General features: G+C 61.2%; 19 protein-coding genes. 9 read left to right on the top strand and 10 right to left on the bottom strand.

The features are described 5' to 3' along the window. Positions 1–2 precede the first annotated feature (2 nt). Positions 3–905, bottom strand: a complete 903-nt coding sequence (locus M0654_RS19455; protein WP_118850284.1) for a branched-chain amino acid ABC transporter permease — start codon at positions 903–905, stop codon at positions 3–5. Between the two features lie 366 nt (positions 906–1,271). On the opposite strand from M0654_RS19455, the gene M0654_RS19450 reads away from it, so the two are divergent. Together M0654_RS19450 and sciP are read left to right on the top strand one after the other, a co-directional pair. Continuing rightward, complete coding sequence (locus tag M0654_RS19450) at positions 1,272–2,300, top strand: DUF2793 domain-containing protein (RefSeq protein WP_248684491.1); 1,029 nt, start codon at positions 1,272–1,274, stop codon at positions 2,298–2,300. Positions 2,301–2,458: 158 nt separating this feature from the next. Further along, positions 2,459–2,734 (top strand): CtrA inhibitor SciP, encoded by a 276-nt coding sequence (gene sciP / locus M0654_RS19445; RefSeq protein WP_062455190.1) that lies wholly within the window; start codon positions 2,459–2,461, stop codon positions 2,732–2,734. Between the two features lie 77 nt (positions 2,735–2,811). Here the strand turns inward: sciP and M0654_RS19440 are convergent, their stop codons facing one another. Continuing rightward, positions 2,812–3,276, bottom strand: coding sequence for a paraquat-inducible protein A (locus M0654_RS19440; RefSeq protein ID WP_248684490.1), 465 nt, complete (start codon positions 3,274–3,276; stop codon positions 2,812–2,814). An 88-nt stretch (positions 3,277–3,364) separates the two neighbouring features. Here M0654_RS19440 and M0654_RS19435 point away from each other — a divergent pair, with 88 nt between their 5' ends. Beyond that, entirely contained in the window at positions 3,365–3,643 is a 279-nt protein-coding gene (locus M0654_RS19435; RefSeq protein WP_248684562.1) for a GNAT family N-acetyltransferase, read from the top strand. A gap of 100 nt (positions 3,644–3,743) precedes the next feature. On the opposite strand, the gene M0654_RS19430 is transcribed toward M0654_RS19435, so the two are convergent. After that, a complete protein-coding gene (locus M0654_RS19430) occupies positions 3,744–4,094 on the bottom strand; it encodes a flagellar export protein FliJ (RefSeq protein WP_118850287.1) in 351 nt (116 codons plus the stop codon). A 420-nt stretch (positions 4,095–4,514) separates the two neighbouring features. Between M0654_RS19430 and ctrA the strand changes: the two genes are divergently transcribed. After that, on the top strand, positions 4,515–5,216 hold the full coding sequence (gene ctrA / locus M0654_RS19425) for a response regulator transcription factor CtrA (protein ID WP_046794530.1): 702 nt from the start codon (positions 4,515–4,517) through the stop codon (positions 5,214–5,216). 144 nt (positions 5,217–5,360) lie between these two features. Here the strand turns inward: ctrA and M0654_RS19420 are convergent, their stop codons facing one another. Both M0654_RS19420 and chpT read right to left on the bottom strand, forming a co-directional pair. Beyond that, entirely contained in the window at positions 5,361–5,723 is a 363-nt protein-coding gene (locus M0654_RS19420) for a response regulator (protein ID WP_248684561.1), read from the bottom strand. Between the two features lie 82 nt (positions 5,724–5,805). Beyond that, positions 5,806–6,471 carry a histidine phosphotransferase ChpT gene (chpT, locus tag M0654_RS19415; protein ID WP_248684489.1) on the bottom strand — a complete coding sequence of 222 codons (666 nt, stop codon included), beginning with the start codon at positions 6,469–6,471 and terminating at the stop codon, positions 5,806–5,808. A gap of 244 nt (positions 6,472–6,715) precedes the next feature. Between chpT and M0654_RS19410 the strand changes: the two genes are divergently transcribed. Together M0654_RS19410 and M0654_RS19405 are read left to right on the top strand one after the other, a co-directional pair. Then, on the top strand, positions 6,716–7,252 hold the full coding sequence (locus M0654_RS19410) for a DUF1134 domain-containing protein (protein WP_245450471.1): 537 nt from the start codon (positions 6,716–6,718) through the stop codon (positions 7,250–7,252). 173 nt (positions 7,253–7,425) lie between these two features. Further along, positions 7,426–8,610 carry a hypothetical protein gene (locus tag M0654_RS19405; RefSeq protein WP_248684488.1) on the top strand — a complete coding sequence of 395 codons (1,185 nt, stop codon included), beginning with the start codon at positions 7,426–7,428 and terminating at the stop codon, positions 8,608–8,610. Between the two features lies 1 nt (position 8,611). Here the strand turns inward: M0654_RS19405 and M0654_RS19400 are convergent, their stop codons facing one another. Then, positions 8,612–9,436 carry a TrmH family RNA methyltransferase gene (locus tag M0654_RS19400; protein WP_248684487.1) on the bottom strand — a complete coding sequence of 275 codons (825 nt, stop codon included), beginning with the start codon at positions 9,434–9,436 and terminating at the stop codon, positions 8,612–8,614. After that, on the bottom strand, positions 9,433–9,819 hold the full coding sequence (locus M0654_RS19395; protein WP_248684486.1) for a hypothetical protein: 387 nt from the start codon (positions 9,817–9,819) through the stop codon (positions 9,433–9,435). Before M0654_RS19395 ends, M0654_RS19400 begins: the two co-directional genes overlap by 4 nt. Before the next feature lie 39 nt (positions 9,820–9,858). Between M0654_RS19395 and M0654_RS19390 the strand changes: the two genes are divergently transcribed. Together M0654_RS19390 and rpoH are read left to right on the top strand one after the other, a co-directional pair. Further along, positions 9,859–10,884, top strand: a complete 1,026-nt coding sequence (locus M0654_RS19390) for an RluA family pseudouridine synthase (protein WP_248684485.1) — start codon at positions 9,859–9,861, stop codon at positions 10,882–10,884. Between the two features lie 239 nt (positions 10,885–11,123). Further along, positions 11,124–12,026, top strand: a complete 903-nt coding sequence (gene rpoH / locus M0654_RS19385) for an RNA polymerase sigma factor RpoH (protein WP_248684484.1) — start codon at positions 11,124–11,126, stop codon at positions 12,024–12,026. Between the two features lie 102 nt (positions 12,027–12,128). Here the strand turns inward: rpoH and M0654_RS19380 are convergent, their stop codons facing one another. Continuing rightward, the gene (locus M0654_RS19380; protein WP_248684483.1) at positions 12,129–14,795 is read right to left on the bottom strand and encodes a hypothetical protein; all 2,667 of its coding nucleotides are present in this window, start codon (positions 14,793–14,795) and stop codon (positions 12,129–12,131) included. A gap of 57 nt (positions 14,796–14,852) precedes the next feature. Next, entirely contained in the window at positions 14,853–16,151 is a 1,299-nt protein-coding gene (locus M0654_RS19375; RefSeq protein ID WP_118850295.1) for an adenylosuccinate synthase, read from the bottom strand. 284 nt (positions 16,152–16,435) lie between these two features. Between M0654_RS19375 and M0654_RS19370 the strand changes: the two genes are divergently transcribed. Further along, complete coding sequence (locus tag M0654_RS19370) at positions 16,436–17,323, top strand: DMT family transporter (RefSeq protein WP_118850296.1); 888 nt, start codon at positions 16,436–16,438, stop codon at positions 17,321–17,323. A gap of 79 nt (positions 17,324–17,402) precedes the next feature. Here M0654_RS19370 and M0654_RS19365 read toward each other — a convergent pair whose 3' ends face one another. Next, entirely contained in the window at positions 17,403–17,945 is a 543-nt protein-coding gene (locus M0654_RS19365; protein ID WP_248684482.1) for a transglutaminase-like cysteine peptidase, read from the bottom strand. Positions 17,946–18,101: the final 156 nt, after the last annotated feature.

The raw sequence follows: 18,101 nt of genomic DNA, 5'->3' as shown, positions 1-18,101 counted from the left end.
GATTATACCTTCTCCACTTCCGGCCGCCCAAGGATACCCGTGGGCTTGAAGATCAGCACGAAAGCGAGGATCGCAAACGTCGCGACATCCTTATAGGCGATCGTGAAATACGCCGACCACAGCGACTCGATGAGGCCGATCAGCAGACCGCCGAGCACAGCGCCCGGAAGCGAGCCGATGCCACCGAGAACGGCCGCCGTAAACGCCTTGACGCCCGGGATGAAGCCGTCGTTGAACGATGCGACACCATAATACATCAGATACATGGAGCCGGCGACAGCGGCGAGCGCTGCACCCATCACGAAGGTGACGGAGATCGTACGGTCGACGTCGACGCCGAGCAAGGCCGCCATCTTGCGATCCTGTTCGGTGGCACGCTGGGCACGGCCAAGCGGCGTCTTGTTGACGATGTACCAGAAGGCGGCAAGCAGGATGCCGGTAATCACGACGATCAGGATCTGCTTCAGCGAAACGGTGATCGCACCGATATGGTAGACGTCCGAGACGAGCTGCGGGATCGGCTTGTTGCGCGGACCCTGCGTGACCTGGATGAAGTTCGACAGCACGATCGACATGCCGATCGCGGTGATCAGTGGCGCCAGGCGGAACGAACCGCGCAGCGGCCGGTAGGCCATGCGCTCGATCGTCCAGTTCCACAACCCCGTCATCAACATGCCGACGACGAGCATCAGCAGGAGAAGCAGTGCCACCGGGATGCCGGCGAAAAAGGATGTGAGAATCAGGAAGACGATGAGAGCGGCGAAGCCGCCGAGCATGAAGATGTCACCATGGGCGAAGTTGATCATGCCGATGATGCCGTAAACCATCGTATAGCCAATAGCGACAAGGCCATAGATGGACCCAAGAGTCAGCCCGTTGATGAGCTGCTGGATAAAGTAATCCATACACTTTCCCCCGGATGCGATCCTCGAATGGGCGCATCTCTTGTATTGCTGTCCCTTGCGGGTTCTTGCGTTCTTGCCGCATTGCATAACGGTTTCGCATGAAATGTGAAGACAAAAAGCCGGAGTGCTGTCGAAATCTGGGCACTTCTCAACAATCTGACGCCATCTCGGTCAGAAAATCCAAAAAATCGGCACCTTGCGGCTGTTTATTGTGCGCCGCACACATCTCTATCCATGATAGACTAAGCTGCGACTGCGTGGATATTCGAGAGCTTGTTCCACCGAATATCAATGACTTAAGCCCGCAATCATCCCCGCCTCCCGCGGCAGCGATAGACTTTCCCGCGAACAACAGCGGAGAGCCCCATGGCGGACAGCACGACGAATCTGAAGATGCCCTTCATCCTGCCGTCGCAGGCACAAAAACACGTGACTCATAATGAGGCACTGCTGGCGCTTGACGCGCTTGTGCATCTGACGATCGCGGAAGAACGTGCGGCGCCACCCGAGTCACCGGCGGATGGACGTTGTTACGCGATCGCGACCGGGGCGACGGGGGCCTGGGCCGACCAAGCAGGCAAGATTGCCGCCTGGCAGGACGGCGTCTGGAATTACCTGCACCCGAAAACCGGCTGGCGCGCCTGGTTCACGGAGGAAGATCGCCTGAAGGTCTATGCCGATGCCGGATGGCAGGAGATCCCCCTGCCCGACCGCGCCGATTTTACCGAACTTGGCATCAACGCCACCGCCGACGAGAGCAACCGGCTCGCCGTCTCCTCCCCAGCCAGCCTGTTCAATCACGCTGGCCAGGGGCACCAGATCAAGGTGAACAAGGCTGCTTCAGGAGACACCGCCTCGCTGCTGTTCCAGACGAACTGGAGCGGCCGCGCCGAGATGGGTCTTGCGGGGGACGACGCCTTCTCGATCAAGTTGAGTGATGGCTCGATCTGGAAAACCGCACTTCATATATCACCCGCCGGTCACGTGACCCGGCCGCAACAGCCGGCCGCCCGCCTGTTCAGGTCCGGGTTCAGCTTTACACCGACCGATGGACAGCAAAGCGGCTTCACCGATTTCGCGGTCGACCAGGGCGGCGTCACGCTGGGGGCATCGACGGCCGGTGGCGGCAACCGTGTCGTCGTGCCGGTGGATGGGCTCTACCTTGTCTCATTGCAGGTCAGGGCAGCCTCTTCGTTCGGGTATACAACAACCTTGCTGGTGAACGGCACCCAACCGATCCTGACCTTGGTCGGCACCTCCGGTGGTTCCCAGTCCCAGTCGTCCACCGGAATTTTTGCGCTGTCTGCCGGTGATTTTCTGACGCTAGGACATGCAGGATCAGCGACTTTCGAGGCCGGCGCCGGCAAGACGGAGCTTTCTATCCTGCTCATTTGAGCCCTGAAAAGCCCGCTTTTCCGGGAGGTCGCCGGATTTGTTCCACAACAGTGCGACTTTCCGTAGAAGTGGGAACAAATGCGCGAACCTGTTTAGTCAAATGTTAAATCTGCCGGGCTAGGCTCTCGGACGTGGTCTTGTGTTGTGTAGAGAGTCCAATGACCGAAATGATACGTCCTCGAGTTAAATATGTCATCGGACCCGATGGCAGCCCCCTGACGATCGCGGATCTCCCGCCGGCCAATACGCGCCGCTGGGTCATTCGCCGCAAGGCAGAGGTGGTAGCCGCGGTTCGTGGTGGCCTATTGAGCTTGGAAGAAGCCTGTGAGCGTTACACGCTGACGGTCGAAGAATTCCTTTCCTGGCAGGCGTCCATCAACGACCATGGCCTTGCCGGCTTGCGCACCACGCGCATCCAACAATATCGCCATTAGGACCGACCCGACAGGTTCCTCCTGACGTACAGTGCTGGGGAATGAAAAATGCCGCCGCAGGTTTGCAGCGGCATTTTTCACATCCCGCGTCCGCCTGACCGGCCGCCGACAAGGCTCGGCAGAAAGCCGGCAATCACGGCCGAGGCGGCATAAAACCAGAGCCCCGGCTGGGCGGTCGCACTCGCGACGCCACTGCTTTTCGCCGCCACGATGACGATCGCGACCAGCATCACGTCCATCATCGACCATTTTGACAGATGCGGCATGACACGCATGACATGGCCATCGCCCTGCCCTCCCGTCATCTGAAGGCCAATCGCCATCAGCTTCAGCACCGGAAACACGATCGAGAACAGGCCAACGACCAGGGCAAGAAGAAGATCGTCCTCCTCGATCAGTGCCGCCACGAGCTCGATCAGCGATGGCTCGTCAGAGAAGAAGTAGAGCTTCTCGAAGCGGATGATCGGCAAAAACAGGCCAAGCCCGAGGCAGACGACAGCGAGGGTAAACAGAACCGGGGCCAGCCATTTTCCTAGTTTCATCGATCCCGCCCCATGCCGTTACCCCGCCCGCTATTTCCGTTCGGTCGTGACCATACTAAACAAAGCTGGAGCAAATCGAGGGCTGATGATGAACATCACGCATGAAGAGACGAAGTCCGGCGGCCGTTACCTGGCTGAAGTCGATGGTCACGTCGCCGAAATGACCTATTCCCGCGCCTCGCCGGAGTTGATCATCGTCGATCATACAGGCGTTCCGGTCGAACTTCGTGGGAAAGGTGTCGGCCAGGCACTGGCGGACCATGCCGTGGAAGCCGCGCGCAAGGGCGGCTGGAAGATCATACCGCTCTGCACCTTCTTCAAGGGCCAGGCGGAGCGTCATCCCGAATGGCAGGACGTGCTGCGGTGAGCCCGGTCTTGGCTGCCGGGATCATGAACTGACAAAAAGCTGCACGAGGCACAGCCTCGTGACATCAGTGTTGAGATAGGAAGGTCGGGCTTGCGGCCGGTCAGGCGCGAGCCCGCATGCCGCCGTCCCTCTCCTCGAGCGCGGATGCCTTTGCGAGTTCTGCTTCGGCTTCCTCGAGCGCGAGTTCGGCCGCGTCCTGCTGGACCTTCAGTTCCCGGATCGACACCTGCAGATTGTCGGCGCGCTGGCGCGCAGCCTTTGCAAAGGTCGGGTAAGCAAAATGATTCGGGTCCGTAATGCCCGACTTCTTTTCCTCGACCGTGATCTGATGCTCGAGTTCCTTGGCCATCCGCTCGAACTCGGCCATCATCATCTGCAGCTGCTGGAGCTGCCGGCGTTTTTCGTTGACCTGAAAGCTCTTCAGGCGAACCAGACTGTCACGCGACTTCATACGCAATACCTCATGGATAGCGAGACCCAGACCTGTATCCGGTTTGTTACACTCCGGTTCGAATTCTTTCCGAGGGGTTAATAATTGGCTCCCCGGATTAACCTTTCATTTACAGGCATCATTAATGATAGGGCCGATCGTTTAAGGGTCGGTAAATGCCAGGGCCGAAAATCGGCCGCGACAATGTTGAGTCGCTTGAATCACTTAGCGGGATTTCCTCGTCCGTTGAGTCAGTCTGGTGATGGCCAATCCGTAAAGGAAAACAGGCTGATACTAATTTTGCTTAATGAAATGATGCACCTTGTCAGGGGGGCTCATAATTTGTTAACCATTTAGTGGCAGCTTCCAAATCAGGCACAGTCTGGATCCGTAACGAGTAAGGGGGCATGAACACCTTGCGCGGCGGTAAAGGGGAAAATTATGCGGGTTCTACTCATCGAAGATGACAGCGCGACTGCCCAGAGCATCGAGCTGATGCTGAAATCGGAAAGCTTCAACGTATACACGACCGATCTCGGTGAAGAGGGTGTCGATCTCGGCAAGCTCTACGACTACGACATCATCCTTCTCGACCTCAACCTGCCCGACATGTCAGGTTATGAAGTGCTTCGCACTCTGAGGCTCTCGAAGGTCAAGACGCCGATCCTTATCCTGTCAGGCATGGCCGGCATCGAAGACAAGGTTCGCGGCCTCGGCTTTGGCGCCGACGACTACATGACGAAGCCCTTCCACAAGGACGAACTGGTCGCTCGTATCCATGCGATCGTCCGTCGCTCCAAGGGCCACGCGCAGTCGATCATCATCACCGGCGAACTGATCGTCAACCTGGACGCCAAGACTGTCGAAGTCGGTGGCCAGCGCGTTCACCTCACCGGCAAAGAATACCAGATGCTGGAGCTCCTTTCGCTCCGCAAGGGCACGACCCTCACCAAGGAAATGTTCCTCAACCACCTTTATGGCGGCATGGACGAGCCGGAACTGAAGATCATCGACGTCTTCATCTGCAAGCTCCGCAAGAAGCTCGCAAACGCTGCCGGCGGCGCGAACTACATCGAAACCGTCTGGGGTCGCGGCTATGTGCTGCGCGAGCCGGACGGCGCCGAATACGCCGAAACCGCCTGAGCCTGAGCCGATCCCCTTTTTCGAACGCCCGCCTGGTTATCCCGGCGGGCGTTTTTCGTTTCGGTACCAGCGCCTGGAAAGCTGGATACGAAACGGCGGCTCGTCGCTGCCGATATCTGTCTTGCAAATGTCGCTGTCAGATTTTCAGGCTGCCTGTGCCAGGCGTGCAAAGACCGAGGTAAGGATCTTGCGGTCGAACGGCTTGAGCAGGAAGTCATCCGCTCCGGCACGCTTGCCAACCATCATCTTTTTGAGGTCTGCCTCGATAACGCAGTAGAAGATGCGCACACTCTTGCCGTTCGGCATTGCGCGAACCGAGGTGAGGAGGTCCAGGGCGCCATCCATGGCGGCGTCAACGATGAGGAGGGCCGGAAGATCCGTCCGGCAACGGGTGACGGCCTCAAGCGAGTTGCTGGCTTCCACAACAAGGAAGCCAAGCTCCGTCAGGATGCGCTTGCCTACGGTGCGAACGATGTCGGAGCTGTCCGCAATCATCAAACGCTGCATCATCTACCCCTATCCGCTGCCCGCCCATCGCTCACGGGCTCATGGTCGGGCAGAGATTGCGGCAGATGTCGCTAAGGAATGGTTACTCGGTGGCCGTCTTTTCAGACTTGATGGATTCGGCGATGAAAACGATCTTGTCTTCCGAGACGATGTGCTTCAGCTCCATCTCGGCCTCTTCGGCGAGGAGCACCGTGTAATAGGGCTGGATGGTGTGCGCGTCGATCGGCTCGTCCAGCGTGCCGGTGGAGATTTCCACGAACTTGGCGGGCACGCGCATCATACGACCCTTCACGGTGATGATGAACTTCGCATCATATTCCGGGTTTTCAAGCACGACATCGACCGAGCCGCCGCGCGGGATACCGGCATAGGCGACGAGGAAGAGGTTGAGGAGGAGCTTGACGCGGTTCTTCGGAATGATGGCGCGCGGGCCGCTCCAGGTAACTTCGGTCTTCTTCTCGGCCGTGGCGAAATCGCGGGCAGCCTTTTCCGCTTCGCCCGTATCGATCGAGGCCCCGACTGAACCGGAAGCACCAAACGCAAGACGTGCAAACTTGAGACGAACCGAGGCGTTCAGCGCCGAGGTGCGGATGAGATCAAGCGCGTCGCTGTCGGCCGCGCCCTCGTCCAGGAGCTCGAGGCCGTTGTTGATGGCGCCAACAGGCGAGATCACGTCATGGCAGACGCGACTGCAAAGAAGTGCCGCGAGATCAGGCCCACTCAGCGTGAGGTTGGGATTCTTCGGCATGTGTATCTCCTGTGAAACGTCTTGCCTCTATCGCCCGCTTAGCCGCTCAAGGTTGCTTGAGGATGGTGCGATTGCTGGCGTCATAATGACACCACTTTTGGTAAACCGATTGTTAAGACCATGCCCGCAAGATATGTCGACTTTCAGCATGATGCGAAAGGTTATGCCCCGGATGACACAATCGATGGATTTGAAAATGCGCGTCCAGACATCCTCCGCTTTTGTCCGTTTCGCCATTGCCGCGATGACCATTGCTGCTGCACTGTTTGCCGGCCACGCAAGCGCCCAACAGAATGGTAGCCAGTATTCGGTGCAGGAAATCGTCGATGCCGGCCACGGCTTCTTTGGCAATACGAGCGGCGGCCTTGCAAAAGTCGTCGAGAATGCCTTTGCGCAATATGGCCTGCCGAACGGCTATATCCTTGGCCAGGAAGGCTCCGGGGCCTTCATCGCTGGTCTCACCTATGGCGAAGGCGAGCTCTATACGAAGAATGCCGGCCAGCACCCCGTCTTCTGGCAGGGCCCGTCGCTTGGCATCGACTACGGCGGCCAGGGCACCCGCGCCATGATGCTCGTCTACGACCTTCCGTCCGTGAACAGCCTTTATGCGCGCTTTGGCGGCGTATCGGGCTCGGCCTTCGTGGTCGCCGGCGTCGGCATGACTGTGCTGCGTAACAACAATGTCATTCTCGTCCCGATCCGCACCGGGCTTGGTGCACGGCTTGGCATCAATGTCGGCTATCTCAAGCTGACACCGACGCCGACATGGAACCCATTCTGAGGTCTGGCATTATCTCCCCACTTGCGGCGGTTTCCGTCGCCAGCCGGGGGATCCATGAAATACCATCTCACTCATCCAGTACTCGAGGGTCACCGTTGCCGCGCTTGCTGCCCTGCGGTTGGCGTGCTTAAACAGAACGCCCTTACCTACACAGATCAAGAAGCGGCGTTGTTGTGATCCAATTTGCTCTCCTGTTCGGCCTGGGCTTCCTGAGCGCCGCCCTCCTCGTCATGCTGATCGCGCCGGCGGTTCATTCACGGATCGTGCGCTACACGGAAAATCGCATCAAGGCGACGCTGCCGATCAGCCCCCAGGAAGTGCGCGCCCAGCGCGACATGGCTCGCGCCGTTTATGCGGCGGAAAACGCTCGCACCAAGCAGGAACTGGTCCAGGAGCGGGAAAAAGGCGTGGCGCTGCAGCTGCGCGCCGATCGGCTGTCGGAAGAAGCCAAGCGCCTCCACAGCGAGGCCGCTGAACTGCGCAACCAGATCGACAACCTCGACCAGGAAGCGGCGGAGATGCGGGCGCGCCTGCGCGAGGAAGACAGCTATATCCAGCAGCTGAAAGCCGCCCTTGAGGAGACGGAAGAAACGCTTGCCGCCAAGGAGCAGGAAATCGACGGGTTGCGGCAGCGGCAGAAGATGATGATGGCCGAAGCCGACAACTTCCGCATCGACCTCTCCACCCGCGACACGGAGATGGAGAACCTGAAGCTGCGGCTGGCAAGCCTGCGCGACGAACGCGAAACGCTGCGCAACGACCTGCGGGTCCAGACGGCGCGCGCCAAGGATGCCGAAACCCGCCTGGCCCAGGAAGCTGATCGCGCCAAGCGGCTCGAAGACAAGCTCAATCGCGAGATTGCGGCCCGCGCCGATCAGGAGACAGTTCTGGAGCGCCGGCAGAAGGAAATCCTGCGCCTGCGCGAGAAGCTGAACCCGAACGCTGCTCCGGTCACCGACAGCATGGCCGACGATGCCGAGATCAACCTATCCAAGATCGCCGCCGTTTCCCAATCGCTGGGCGCGCAGGAACTGCCGCAGGGGCCTGGCCGCGAGGACGCGCTGATTGCACAGGCTGCGGAAACGACGCCGCGGATCGCCGAGATGGTCGAAGACACTCGCAACCGGGCGACGGCGCTCTCGGAACGCATCTATAGCGCCGACGGCAGCAATGACGCGGCAATCCGCCAGGAACTGGCGTCGATCGCTGCCAACATGGTGGCACTGACCGCCATTTCCGAGGGCTCGACCTCGCCGATCCACGCGATCCTTTCCGGCAAGTCAGGCAGCGGCCAGCGGGAAAGCCTTGCGGCGAAGTCGAAGAAGGCGCTTGCCGAGGCGCAGGACACGGCCGGCTGAGCTACAGGCGGCCTTGCGCCATCGCCATCCCGTAAAGAGCGATACCCGTCGCCGTCGCGGCGTTGAGGCTATCGAGGCCTGGTGCCTGCGCAATCCGGGCGGTGTTCACGCGGGCAAGAACCTCCGGTGACAGCCCCTCGCCTTCCGTGCCGGTGATCAGCACCATGCGGTCGGCCGCCGGCACTTCGCGAATTTCCACCGCTCCGGCAGGCGACAGGCCCCAGATGGAGAAGCCTGCTCCAGCGAGTGTCGTCAGGATCTCGGCTGTGCTTCCTGCGCGGAAATAGGGCACAGCGAGCACCGCACCAACTGAAACGCGCAACGCCTTGCGGTAAAGCGGGTCGCAGCAGGTCTCATCAAGCAGCACCGCATCCGCCCCGAAGGCAGCAGCATTGCGAAAGATCGCGCCGACATTGTCGTGGTTCGAGATACCAAAGGCGGCCACGACCAGTGCCTTGGCCGGCAGGCTCTCGATCAGTTGTGCTGGAGCGGGGTTACGCCGGCGATGGCCGAGCGCCAGCACGCCGCGATGCAAATGGAAGCCGGCAATGGCATCCAGCACCGGCTGCGACGCCACATAAACCGGCACCTCTCCGGGAAGCTCCTGCAGGAGAGCCGCCAGCCCCTCCACCCGGTTTTCCAGGAGAAGCAGCTTTTCGGCCGCAAAATCACCCCCTGCGCAATGCGCCCCGATCAGCATGCGAAGCACAACTGTACCTTCCGCAATGAAGCGGCTGTCGCGGCCCGTCAGATCGCGCTCGCGGATCGACCGGAACTCGGCGATCCGCGGGTCGTCCGCCTCATGGATGCGGATCAGTTCCCTCACTGCGGAATGGCGACGGTTATGTCGGCAATTACCCGACCGGCCTTGATGTCGAACAGCAGCACCTTCGGCGTGCCGTTGAGCGTGCCGTAGAAGGTCAGTTGTCCGCCGGTACCGGATACCGACTGGATCGCAAAGCCGGCCGGAAGCTCGGCTGTTGCCGCCAGCGGCTGTCCTTCAGGAATGGAAAAGCCGCCCGATGGCGTGGCAGCCGCCGGTGCGGCCGGCCGTTGCGAGACCTTGTAGACAATGGCGCCGAGGACCGCCATAAAGCAGAGAAACAAGATACCGCCCGAAACGAGGATGAGAAGCATCATCTTCCGGCGGATTTTCTCCATCGCCGGATCAAGCGGCTCTTCCTGTTCCTCGATCATCGGTTGGGGCATGAAGACGTCCTTGCTTCGAATTGCTGTCGGAATGGCTGAATGAACGACCCCTTTACCCAGATAGAGCGTCCGAGGAAAGTACTGACTGCCGGCGAGGATGCCGAAGGTCGCATCGACGCCTGGATCGCTTCAGTCTTTGCCGGCGAGTTTTCGCGCAGCCGCATCAAGGCGCTGATCGAACAGGGCGCGGTGACGCTGAACGGCAAGCTGATGACCGAGCCGAAGCGCAAGGTCAACGTCGGCGACGTGATCGAGCTCGATCTTCCGGAACCAGAGGACCCGCAGCCGAAGGGCGAAAACATCCCGCTCGACGTGCTTTACGAGGACGCCGACCTGATCGTGGTCGCCAAGCCCGCTGGCCTTGTCGTGCATCCTGCCGCCGGCAACTGGCATGGGACGCTCGTCAATGCGCTGATCTACCACTGCGGCGACAGCCTGTCGGGGATCGGCGGCGTGAAGCGCCCAGGCATCGTCCATCGCCTCGACAAGGAAACGAGCGGCGTGATGGTGGTCGCGAAGAACGACATCGCCCACCGGCACCTCGCAGACCAGTTCGCTGACCACGGCCGCACCGGACCGCTGGAGCGCGCCTACCAGGCCGTGGTCTGGGGCCGCCCCTCAGGCCTGAAGGGCACGATTGACGTGCCGCTCGGACGCTCGGGAAGCGACCGGACGAAGCGTGCCGTCAAGCGCGAGGACAGCGAGGATGCCCGCGAGGCGATCACCCATTACGAAGTGCTGGAGCGTTTCCACGAGACGCCAGATGCGGTTGCGCTCGCCTCGCTGATCGAATGCCGGCTCGAAACCGGCCGCACGCACCAGATCAGGGTGCACATGGCCCATATCGGCCATCCGCTGATCGGAGACCCGGACTACTCCGCCGGCTTCAAGACCAAGGCGAACCGCCTGCCGGATGAAGCGAGGGCCGCTGTCAGCCGTTTTCACCGCCAAGCGCTTCACGCGTATTTGCTCGCATTTGAACATCCGCGCACTGGCGAAGTGATGGAGTTCGAAGCACCTATGCCTGGTGATCTTGCTCGGCTGATCGACGCGCTGAGGGCGTGAGGAAAACCGCTCGCCCGTGGTGCCATCGCGGACACCTGCCGCGCGACCTCCCGTTCGAAAAGCATTAACAAAACGTAATGATATAACGCTCCCGTGATCTCTTGAATCACTGTTCTGCCGCACTTATTTGTTACACGGGTTGGTGCGGGGTCGGAACAGATCCGCGCCACATCGGTTCGCCTTTAAGTGCATGACTATCGTTCCAGAGGGAGCCGACAACGATCGGAAAGGGGTGCTTTATGGCCCGAAATACTTTGCCTTCCATCACTGCCGGTGAAGCCGGCCTCAACCGCTACCTGGATGAAATTCGCAAGTTCCCGATGCTTGAGCCGCAGCAGGAATACATGCTCGCCAAGCGTTATGCCGAACACGGGGATCGTGACGCGGCCCATAAGCTCGTGACGAGCCACCTGCGGCTCGTTGCCAAGATCGCCATGGGTTACCGCGGCTACGGCCTGCCGATCGGCGAAGTCGTATCCGAGGGGAATGTTGGCCTCATGCAGGCCGTCAAGAAGTTTGACCCGGAACGCGGCTTCCGCCTGGCAACCTATGCCATGTGGTGGATCAAGGCCTCGATCCAGGAATATATCCTGCGCTCGTGGTCTCTCGTGAAGATGGGTACGACTGCCAACCAGAAGCGGTTGTTCTTCAACCTGCGTCGGTTGAAGGGCAAAATCCAGGCGATCGAGGAAGGTGACCTGAAGCCTGACCAGGTCGCCGAAATCGCCACCAAGCTCAATGTGTCCGAAGAGGAAGTGGTTTCCATGAACCGCCGCCTGTCCGGCGACGCCTCGCTCAATGCCCCGATCCGGGCAACGGAAGGCGAGTCGGGACAGTGGCAGGACTGGCTGGTCGATGACCACGACAGCCAGGAAGAAGTCCTGATCGAACAGGACGAGTTGGAGACCCGTCGCCGGATGCTGTCCAAGGCGCTGAGCGTGCTCAATGATCGTGAACGCCGCATCTTCGAGGCACGTCGCCTCGCCGAGGATCCGATCACGCTCGAGGAACTGTCGGCGGAGTTCGACATCAGCCGCGAGCGCGTGCGCCAGATCGAGGTGCGCGCTTTTGAAAAGGTGCAGGACGCGGTGCAGAAAGAGGCGCTGGCCCAGGCCAACGCCCTTCGCGTCGTCGACGCCTGACCTTACGGTCAGAGCAACACGTACGAAAAAGGGGCTGCCTCAGGCAGCCCCTTTTCTTTTGTCCGGTCGAGGGTGTCCTTCAGGCGAAGGACACCACTCTTCTTACTGGCCGCTGGCGGGCGCCATGGCGCTCCACTCCTTGATCGCGTCCGCAAAGATCCGTTCGCCGTCGGCACCCTTCTGGAGCGTCAGCAGCGCACGGCGGCCGTTGCGATAGGCAAGCGGGATATCGATCCAGTTGCGCGAGCGCAAAAGCTCCAGGTTGGTGTTGCGCGCGTCGGGGAAGTCGTTGAGCGCGATCATGTGGAAGTCGTCGGTGATCTTGGCCGGAACCGCGATCAGCGCGTTGCCGCGATCCTGCTCCGTCGACTTCATCGCGATCCGCTGGACGCTCTCGATCGCGCCACCCTCGAAATCAGCCGGGACGGCGAAGACGATCTCGACCAGGTGGCTCGCGGGCAGCGACGGATCGGTGTTGCGCTTGAAGGTCAGCAGAGCGGTGAGGCCACGGCCCGGGATGTTGAGGCGTCCCTGGACGACCGGTTCCTGGCGCCCATTCTCGCCCGGTTCACGCTGCAGTGACCACGACACAGCGCCTTCGATCGCCGTCGGCGCCGTCTGGCCGATCCGCTCCTCATAGAGGAACATCTTTTCGCCAGCGAGCGCAGGTGCATCGGACGGCGTTGCCGCCGGGGTCTCATCGGCAGGCGCAGCGTCCGTCGCCGAAGGCGGCGTCTGCGCGGGTTGGGCCGGCGGTGCATTCAGCTGGGCAACAGACTGCCCTTCGGCGTTCTGCGCCAACCCGCCGGTGCCACCGGGGCCTGCATCCATTTCGCTGCCGTCTGCCATGAGACGCTGCGTGAACTTCTCGCCCGCGACGGAACCGTCAGCCGCACCGGCTGTCGACGGCGTTGCGGCACTGGCGTTGCTGTCGGCAGGCGTTGCCGGCTGCTGCGCCGCTGGTGCTGCGGCCGTCTCGTTAGCAGGTGGCGTCGTCTGCGCTGCCTCAGGCGCCGGATCGGCCGCAGGCGTTTCAGGCGCGGATGGCGTCTGCTCGGCGGTCTGCGTGGCGACCTGGCCCGAAGGCACCAGTCCCTCGACCAGATCATTGAGCGAGTCGCGGTTCATCCAGATCGCATAACCGCCACCGGCCACGAGAAGCAGGCCAACGAGGCCCAGCAGCATGCCGGCATAATTGCGCTTGCGCACGGGCGTAACGCGGTAAGGCTTGGCCGGTGCTGCCAGCAGTTCGTCGGCATCAACGTCGCCGTGCAGCGTGCCGCGCGAGGCATTCGCCTGGTCCGGCTGGTCACCGGAGAAACCGATCAACTCTTCCAGGTCGCCCCAAGGGTCACTTGCCTCGGTCTTCGGCTTGGTATCGCCCTTGGCCGGTTCGGCTTCCGCCGCCTTCGGTTGCGGGTCGAAGAATTCCGCGAACGGGTCGTCGTTGGCCGGGGTGGCAGCGGTTGCACCCGTTGCACCAGCAACACCGGCAGCCGCTGCCGCAGGGGCCGCGGCAGACAGTTCAGGGAAATCGGAAACCGGCGGCATACGCACAGATTCCGCCTGCACGTTCATTTCCGGGTCAAAGTGTGCCTCGGCGGTCGCGCCATGCGCGCCCTGATGCACCGGCTCCGTCGGACCGGCTGGAACAAGCTCCGGGACCTCGTCCCAGGCAGCCGCGACATCGGTGGTGGACTTGGCTTCGTGCGCCGGTGCTGCGGCGGGTGCCTGCGCTTCCCAGCCCCATTCATCAACGGCGGGCGCACCGGCAGCCGGTGCAACGACCGGACGCTCGGAAGCGTCATTCTCCCAGGGAGCGGCAGCCTGCTCGGCGGGCGCCGGCTCGTGTTCGGGCTCGGCCGGATGATGGAAGCCGTGATCCGGCTCAGCCGCACCGGTCTCGACCTGCTCCGGTTCGAGCCACGGATCAGCGACAGGCTCGGATTGCACCGGCTCCGGCTGGTTCCAGGCCTCGGCGACAGCTTCGGGCGCGCGCTCCGATTCCGCATAAGGCACTTCTTCCGGCTCGGCCGCGCGCTCTTCATACGCCGCGACATGCTCCGGTGCCTCGTCGTAAGACGGTTCAACAGCCGGCGAAACCGGCTGCACATCATGGTAATCCTCAGGGGCAGATGCGGCGGCGGGCGCCGCCTCTTCCGGCGGAAGATCGTCGCGCCAGTCACCATATTGCTGGGCCGGCTCTTCCGTGGCGGTATCGGATGCCGGCTCCGCCGCGTCGTAATGCTGAGGCTCCTCGTAAGCATGAGACGCTGCCGGTTCCGCGGCAGCGACCTCTTCTTCGGGATAATGCTGCGGTTCGGGTTCAGCCACTACGGAAACCGATTCTGCAGGATCGGCCTCGGCCGATGCAGGCTCTTCCGCATGATAAACCGGCACTTCATCCCGCACCGGCTCAACGGGCTCTTCTGCGGAAACCGGCGTTGCCGCTTCAGGCGCAGGTGCTTCTGCCGCTACGGGCGCTGCCGATGGCACGTCATCATCGAAGGGGTCGCGCGAGGGATCGACAACGGCGAGATCCTCTTCCGCCGGCAATGCCTCTGCATGTTCGCTTTCGACGCTGAGGATCGCGGCTTCAAGCTTTTCCATCTGCCGGCGAAGCATGTCTTCCGGCGGGCGCGGCTTCATGTTCTCGAGTTGCCGCTGAACGGCGCCACGAGCCTTGTCATAGACCTTCGCGCGCATCTCCGGCGTGTTGTTCGCCAGACCGTCAACGGCGCGGCGGATAACCGCAACAAAATCAGCCATCAGCACTTTCTCATGATGGCCGGCAATTTGCCGGCCGATGGTAATCAATCGTGAACCTTAATCTTCAAATGGATCGGTCACAAGTATGGTATCGTCCCGCTCAGGGCTTGTGGAAAGTAGGGCGACCGGTGCGCCAATCAATTCCTCGACCTGACGCACATACTTGATTGCCTGGGCCGGCAGATCCGCCCAGGACCGGGCGCCGACGGTGGATTCCTTCCAGCCTTCGAGCGTCACGTAGATCGGCTCGGCACGTGCCTGCGCACCCTGGCTTGCCGGCAGGTGGTCGATCCGCTCGCCATCCAGCATGTAGCCGACGCAGATCTTCAGTTCTTCCAGGCCGTCGAGCACGTCGAGCTTGGTCAGAGCAATGCCGGTGATGCCGTTGGTGGCAACCGACTGGCGCACGAGTGCCGCGTCAAACCAGCCGCAGCGACGCTTGCGGCCCGTCACGGTGCCGAATTCATGGCCCTTCTCGCCGAGGAACTGGCCGATTTCGTCCGTCAGCTCGGTCGGGAACGGGCCTTCGCCAACGCGGGTCGTATAGGCCTTGGTGATGCCGAGGATGTAGCCCAGCGCGCCAGGGCCCATGCCGGAGCCGGCAGCTGCCTGGCCGGCCACGGTGTTGGACGAGGTGACGAAGGGATAGGTCCCATGGTCGATGTCGAGCAGCGAACCCTGCGCACCTTCAAACAGGATGCGCGCACCCTTGCGGCGTTCCTTGTCGAGGAGTTCCCATACGGTTTCGCGGAACGGAAGCACCCGGTCGGCGATCGAGGTCAGTTCCTGCATGATGGTTTCATGCGAGACTTCCGGCGCACCAAGGCCACGGCGCAGCGCGTTGTGGTGGGTGAGGATGCGATCAACCTTGCCAGCCAGCGTATCCATGTCGGCGAGATCCATCACGCGAATCGCGCGGCGGCCGACCTTGTCTTCATAAGCAGGGCCGATGCCACGGCGGGTGGTGCCGATTTTCGTGCCGCTGTTGGAGGCAGCATCTTCGCGCATGCCGTCGAGTTCGCGGTGGAGCGAAAGGATGAGCGTCGCATTGTCGGCAACGCGCAGGTTCTCAGGCGTCACCTTGACGCCCTGCTTTCCAAGCTTTTCGATTTCGGCCAGCAGTGCATGCGGATCGAGAACCACGCCATTGCCGATGACGGCGATCTTGCCCGGGCGAACGATGCCCGACGGCAACAGTGAAAGCTTGTAGCTGATACCATCGATAACGAGCGTATGGCCCGCGTTATGACCACCCTGGAAGCGCACCACAACATCGGCGCGCTCGGAAAGCCAGTCGACAATCTTGCCCTTGCCTTCGTCACCCCATTGTGAACCCACGACCACTACGTTCGTCATCTTCAAATCCTGCGTTCCGGGCCATACGGCCACGCGACCAAACGCACACCTGCCACAGTCGATCTTGATCTGGGGTCGGTATGCCACTCCGATATTTCTCGGTGCCGCCGAAGAACCAGAGCCTCAACGTCACTACAAACGCGCGCATCTATATCGCCTCGATCAAAGGAAAGCGACCCGTTTGTGCTGTTCCACTGGTTTTTGCGTGACAAAGGCGTCAGCCAGAGGCTATTGCCGCCCAAAACTACAACCGCGGCGTCACGGCCCGCGCGGAGATTCTTAAAGTGCATCAGAAAGCATACCTTGCCCTTGCCATCGCAACCTTGTGCTGGGGAGGCAATGCCGTTGCCGGCAAGCTGGCCGTTGGCCATGTCAGCCCGATGCTGCTGACCTTCTTGCGCTGGCTCGTCGCAGTCATCGTCATCTTCGCGATTTCGCTGCCGCAGATCCGCAAGGACTGGCCGGTCGTCAAGAAGAACCTGCCGGTGCTGATCTTCCTCGGCTTCTCGGGTTATGTCGTGTTCAACGCGGCACAATACACCGCGGTCAACTACACCACCGCAATCAACGTATCGGTCGAGCAGGTGCTGATCCCGATGCTGATCTTCGTCCTGAACTTCCTGCTGTTTCGCATGAAGGTCAGTTGGGCACAGATCTTCGGCTTCACCCTCACCTTCATCGGCGGCCTGATCACCGCCGTTCATGGCGACTTCAGCACGCTGATGACGCTTTCCGTCAATATCGGCGATGCCATCATGATGATCGCGATCGTCGGTTACGCCTTCTATACCGTGGCGCTGCGCTGGCGCCCGCTGATCAACTGGCGCACGATGATGGCGATCCCCGCCCTCGTGGCGCTGATGTTCTCGGTACCGCTCGTGTTTTGGGAACATGCCACCGATAGCCTGATCTGGCCGGACCAGCGGGGCTGGGTGATCGTGCTCTACACGGCGCTGTTTGCCTCGCTCGTCGCGCAGGTGCTTTACATCGTCGGTGTGGAAAGGATCGGCGCCAATCGCGCTGGCCTCTTCATCAACCTTGTCCCGGTGTTCGGCACGCTGTTGTCGGTGGCGATCCTGGGCGAAGACCTGCAGCTTTTCCACGTCGTGGCGCTGGTTCTCGCACTCGGCGGCATCGCGATCGCAGAGCGCGGCAAGCTTTCCGCAAAATAAAAAGCCCGCCTTCATCCAATGAAGGCGGGAAAAGCCTGCCGATGGCGACAGGACCTGGCGTCGGGCAGTCGCGCAGGAATTAGATGTCGAAATAGATGTTCGGGCTCGCCTTGGTGGCTTCGATCACCGGAGCGGAGGTGGGGAACGCGAGCGTGGATGCCTCGCCGCCGAGCACCACGTCGCCGCGATCCGTGGTGACAACCAGCACACGCTCGATGCTGCCTTCCGCCGTGATCGAATAGTCGATGCGCATCGCCTCTTCCGACCAGCCGAGCGCGACGAGGTGATTGCGTTTCAGGTCGGCGCAGTCGATGCAGGAAGACGCACCAAGCTTCAGTTCGCTGCCGGCGAGGAGGCTGTCTAGGTACCCGTCGACTTCGCCGATTGCCGTCTCGATCGCCATGTTGGCGTTCAGAAGCTCGCGACGCTTCGTGAAGGTCAGCGTCACGGTTTCCTTGTCCGTGGAGCGTCCTTCAAAGCTCGGCATGTCCGCGGCGGCGAGTTCAATCGCGCTGCTGGAGGCGAGGCCCCGGGTGAAGCCGCCGATGCCGAATGCACTGGCTTCCTTGGAATAGATGAGGGCCGTCAGGACGACCGCTGAAAGTACGAGCTTCTTGATCATAACACTGCACCCTGTTTCAAATTGGACGACTTGATCGCCGTCTCGCTTCTTGATGAGAGAGTTCTACGCAAAAGCGTTTTCGGCGCGCTTAAGCCGATTGCTGCAATTTTAGCGAAATCGCTCTTTTTCCCTTTTCGGCACAAAGCGGGTGGGGGC

Source organism: Neorhizobium turbinariae (assembly GCF_023223505.1).
Classification (GTDB): Bacteria; Pseudomonadota; Alphaproteobacteria; order Rhizobiales; family Rhizobiaceae; genus Neorhizobium; species Neorhizobium turbinariae.
This window is presented reverse-complemented; position numbering and strand designations above follow the sequence as displayed.